Genomic DNA, 4,316 nt, shown 5'->3' on the forward strand with positions numbered 1-4,316 from the left:
GGATCGCCCGCCTTCGCGCCCCCTGCCCTTTCGACGAAATCCGGCCCGATATGGTCCCAGACCGGGCGCGTATCCAGCATGATCCGGTCCAGATCCAGCCCCAGCACCGAAACCCGGCCGCGCACGCCCTGCCGCTTGACCACCACCCAGCCAAGCGCGCGCAGCCGCGCCATGTCGCGCTTGACGGTGCGTTCATCCACGCACCACAGCCGCGCCATCTCGCGCTGGCCCATGGTCAGTTCGTCGCGCTGCCAGTTATATCGGGTGGTGATCAGCGCCATCAGCCGCAGCACCAGCCGCTGCCGGTTCTGATCGCCGGCCAGCGCATGGGCCATCATCGCGGAAAGAAGATCGTATTTCCTCGCCGCCGCCTCGCGGCCAACGGGACGTATCACCTGCATCGCTGCCCTCGCCCGCCGGTTCGCCCGGCCTGATTCGCGCCTCTCGGGCGATGCGTCGGGTCCGGTTGGTCCGGACATGATCCGATGATCTTGTGTCACCGCAAACGCTTTTCGCCATCCTTGCCGTATTTGCGTCCGCATTTCCGATTCTGTCAAGCATCTTCATCATCCGTTGCCTTTCCGGCCCTGTTTCGAACAGAAAGAATGGTAGGACTTGGTATTGGGGGACGCCCTGAATGTCCCGCAATCCGGCCGGGATGTCCCCCAATCGCTGGTGTTGCGCCGCGCGCCGTCCCCCAATCCGTTGCGCGCGCGGCGCAAGGCGCAACGCACGCCGGCCGGCCGATTCGCGCAACGGGGGCGGGTTTGCGCTAAACTCCGGCCCCAGAAGAAATGCCTTTTGCCAAAAGCGCAAATCCGGCGTAAAAGCGGAACTGACAGTGATTTGCGTCCGGACAGACAGGCACAACATGTATACCCACGACGACCTTGCGCGGCTGCAAAGCCAGTCGCTGAAGATGCAGGGCTGGATCCGCCGGCAGACCTTCAGCCCCGAGCTGGAAAAGACCCTGCGCCGGTTCTCCAGCTGGGAGGTGGCCGAGCTGATCTTCCGCATCAACCAGTCCACCTTCCGCGGCAAGCTGGCCGCCGACCCGAACCTTCCCCTCGGGGAAGTCGAGGAGGACGGGCGCCAGCGCTGGTTCAGCCTGGACGAGATCAACGAATTGCGCCGCCGCATCCGGGTGGGCAAGAAATCCCTGCTGCCGCCGCGCCCGGCCGGCAAGCGCGCCTTCCGCGCCGCCATCGCCAATTTCAAGGGCGGCGCCGGCAAGTCCACCGTGGCGCTTCACTTCGCCCATGCGGCGGCACTGGACGGCTATCGCATCCTGGTCGTGGATTTCGACCCGCAGGCCACCCTGTCCCATTCCATGGGCCTGACCGATATCGGCGAGGATCACACCGTCTGGGGCATCATGGCGCGCGACCTGGAACGCGAGACCGACCGCATGAACGCGGCCTCGGCCGGCGCCGAATCGGGGACCGCCCTGCCCCATCGCAAGCTGCCGGCCTCGATCCGCGACATGGGCCTGGGCTCGCTGCGGCCGTCCGACTTCATCAAGCCCACGGCCTGGTCCACGATCGACATCGTGCCCAGCTGCGCCAATGCCGCCTTCGTCGAATTCGCCAGCGCCCAGTATCGGCACCTGAACCCGGAATGGACCTTCTTCGGCGCGGTGTCGCGCTTTCTGGATGCGCTGGCCGACGATGCCTATGACCTGATCCTGTTCGATTGCCCGCCCGCGATCGGCTATCAGTCGATGAACGCGGTCTTCGCGGCCGACATGCTCTATATCCCGTCGGGCCCCGGATACTGGGAATATGACAGCACGACCAGCTTCATCGGCCAGCTGGCCGAGGCGCTGGAAGACCTGTCGCACGGCTTCGAGGACTTCCCCACGGGGAAGATCGCGCTGCCCAAGGCCTTTGCCGATGTCCGTTTCCTGATGACCCGGTTCGAGCCCTCGAACGACCTGCACCGCGCCATGTTCGACGCCTTCGGCCAGGTCTTCGGCGACCGGATGGCGCGTCACCCGATCGAGATGACCCGCGCCGTCGAACAATCGGGGCGCTTTCTCAGCTCGATCTACGAAATCGATTATCGCGAGATGACGCGCGGCACCTGGCGCCGCGCGCGGGCCAGTTTCGACCAGGCCTACGAGGAATTCAGAACCCATGTGCTGACCGCCTGGGAGCAGTTGGAGACCGCCGCATGAGCCGCAAACGCCGCATGTTCGAGATCGAGATGCCCGAGGACAACGACCCGGCCGGGACCTTCCCCGCGGGGAAGGCGGATAGGCCGGCCCCCGCCGCGCCGCGCCGCGGGCCGATGGCCGCCGCCATCACCGAGACCGCCGAATCCAGCCGCGACCGCGCCCGCATCGCGGCCGGGATCCGGGCCGAAAACGATGCGCTGGCGCAGGAGCATGTGCGGCTGAAACGCGCCGGCCTGATCACCGACCTGATCCCGCTGGAGACGATCGACACCCACAAGCTGATCCGCGACCGGGCCAAGGGGGGTGATTTCGAACTGGCCGAACTGGTCGCCTCGATCCGCGATATCGGCCTGTCGAATCCGATCCGGGTCGAGCCGGCGGCCGAGGGGCGCTATGAACTGATCCAGGGCTGGCGCCGCCTGTCGGCCTATCGCGCGCTGCTGGAGGAAACCGGCGACGCCGAGACCTGGGGCCGGATTCCGGCGGGGATCGCGGCGCGCGGCGACGGGCTGGACCAGCTTTACCGCCGCATGGTCGACGAGAACATCGTCCGCAAGGACATCTCTTTCGCGGAGATGGCGCAGCTTGCCGTCCATTATGCGATGGACCCGGCGACCGAGGAACACGACGCCGAAAAGGCCGTGGCGATCCTGTTCAAGTCCGCCGGCTACCAGAAGCGCAGCTATATCCGCAGCTTCATCCCGCTGGTCGAACGGCTGGGCGAGGTGCTGCTGTATCCGCAGGAGATTCCGCGCGCCCTGGGCCTGGCGCTGGCGCAGCGGCTGGACGAGGTGCCGGGCACGGCGGCGGCGATCAAGGCCGAGTTCCAGGACTGGGATACGCGGTCGGTCCGCGACGAGCTGGACATCCTGCGGCGCTTTGCGGGGCAGGGGGGTGACGAGGGGCAGGACGGTTCGGACCGGGGCCGGAAGGCTGCGCCGGCGCCGGTGCCCGCGCAGCCGGGCAAGGCCAAGACCACCTTCCAGATCGCCCGCCCCCAGGGCAGCGCCAAATGCACCGCCGCCAATGGCCGGCTTGAAATCCGCCTGCCGCGCGACTTTTCGACCGTGGACCGGCGGCGGCTGGAACGCGCGGTGGCGGCGCTGCTGGACCAGATCGAGTGATCTTCCCCGCGGGGAAGGTGCACGCAGATTGGGGCCGTGGGGCAGGGGGCTTGCGCGCGCCGGCCGGACAGACTAGATTGCAGACCAGTTTAACGGGGATGCGATCATGCGGGAAATCGGCGCCTTCGAGGCCAAGACCCATCTGTCGGAACTGCTGGCCGCGGCCGAGGCGGGCGAATCGGTGCTGATCACCCGCCGCGGCGCACCGGTGGCGCGGCTGGTTCCCGCCGGCGGCGACCGCGATGCGGCCCTGCGGCGCCTGTCAGCCCTGCGCGACCGGCTGGCGGCGCGCGGCGTGACGCTGCGGTCCGACGAAATCCTGTCGGCGCGGGACGAGGGCCGGCGCTGATGCTGATCGTCGATGCCTCGGCGCTGATCGGCTGGCTGATGCCCGACGAAACCGGCCCGGATCTGGAGCCCGCCCTGCGCGCGGCCGAGGATCCGGTCGCGCCCTGGCTGATATGGGTCGAGTTGCGCAACATCCTGATGGTCAGCGAACGCCGGGGGCGGCTGCCGGCGGGCATGGCCGACCAGATCGCGGAGACCATCGACGATCTGAACATCCGGCTGGACGTGACGCCCTCTGGCCCGGTCGTGATGGACCTGTGCCGCCGCCACAATCTGACCGCCTATGACGCGCTGTATCTGGAAGCCGCCCTGCGTCATGGCGGCCGGCTTGCCAGTCTCGACCGGGCGCTGTTGCGCGCGGCCGAGGCGGAAGGCGTCGCAACCCTGGCCTGAGCCGGTTCCGCAAGCCGGCAGGGCAGGGCGCCCCGACCAGGACCGATCTTGCCGCGCCATGCCGGTTCAGAGGCCCGGAGGGCAAGCCGGGCGGGATTCGGGTTCGGGTCATCGCGGAACCTGCTTCAAGACCGATAAGCCGACCTTATCGGGGGTGATGGCGCAATAAGATCGTTACGTCAGTGCGCCGCAGATAGGGGCTATTTTGCGGATATCAGCGATCCCGAAGAAGACTGGTTGATTCCCTGCAGCACCGTGATCCGGCCCTTCCACCC

General features: G+C 67.5%; 4 protein-coding genes and 1 pseudogene. 4 read left to right on the forward strand and 1 reads right to left on the reverse strand.

What is annotated here, in order from left to right; genetic code table 11:
* Positions 1-401, reverse strand: a pseudogene (locus B4A72_RS00995) (hypothetical protein); the annotation flags it as partial.
* Between the two features lie 470 nt (positions 402-871).
* Here B4A72_RS00995 and B4A72_RS01000 point away from each other — a divergent pair.
* The 4 genes from B4A72_RS01000 (at position 872) to B4A72_RS01015 (ending at position 4,041) form a co-directional block, all read left to right on the forward strand.
* Positions 872-2,176 carry an AAA family ATPase gene (locus tag B4A72_RS01000; RefSeq protein WP_292952864.1) on the forward strand — a complete coding sequence of 435 codons (1,305 nt, stop codon included), beginning with the start codon at positions 872-874 and terminating at the stop codon, positions 2,174-2,176.
* Positions 2,173-3,300 carry a ParB/RepB/Spo0J family partition protein gene (locus tag B4A72_RS01005; RefSeq protein ID WP_292952867.1) on the forward strand — a complete coding sequence of 376 codons (1,128 nt, stop codon included), beginning with the start codon at positions 2,173-2,175 and terminating at the stop codon, positions 3,298-3,300. The genes B4A72_RS01000 and B4A72_RS01005 overlap by 4 nt, the downstream gene beginning before the upstream one ends.
* Before the next feature lie 106 nt (positions 3,301-3,406).
* A complete protein-coding gene (locus B4A72_RS01010) occupies positions 3,407-3,649 on the forward strand; it encodes a type II toxin-antitoxin system Phd/YefM family antitoxin (protein WP_292952870.1) in 243 nt (80 codons plus the stop codon).
* Positions 3,649-4,041, forward strand: a complete 393-nt coding sequence (locus B4A72_RS01015) for a type II toxin-antitoxin system VapC family toxin (protein WP_292952873.1) — start codon at positions 3,649-3,651, stop codon at positions 4,039-4,041. Before B4A72_RS01010 ends, B4A72_RS01015 begins: the two co-directional genes overlap by 1 nt.
* Positions 4,042-4,316: the final 275 nt, after the last annotated feature.

The sequence above is a fragment of the Paracoccus sp. UBA5162 genome, from assembly GCF_002413585.1.
Lineage (GTDB): Bacteria > Pseudomonadota > Alphaproteobacteria > Rhodobacterales > Rhodobacteraceae > Paracoccus.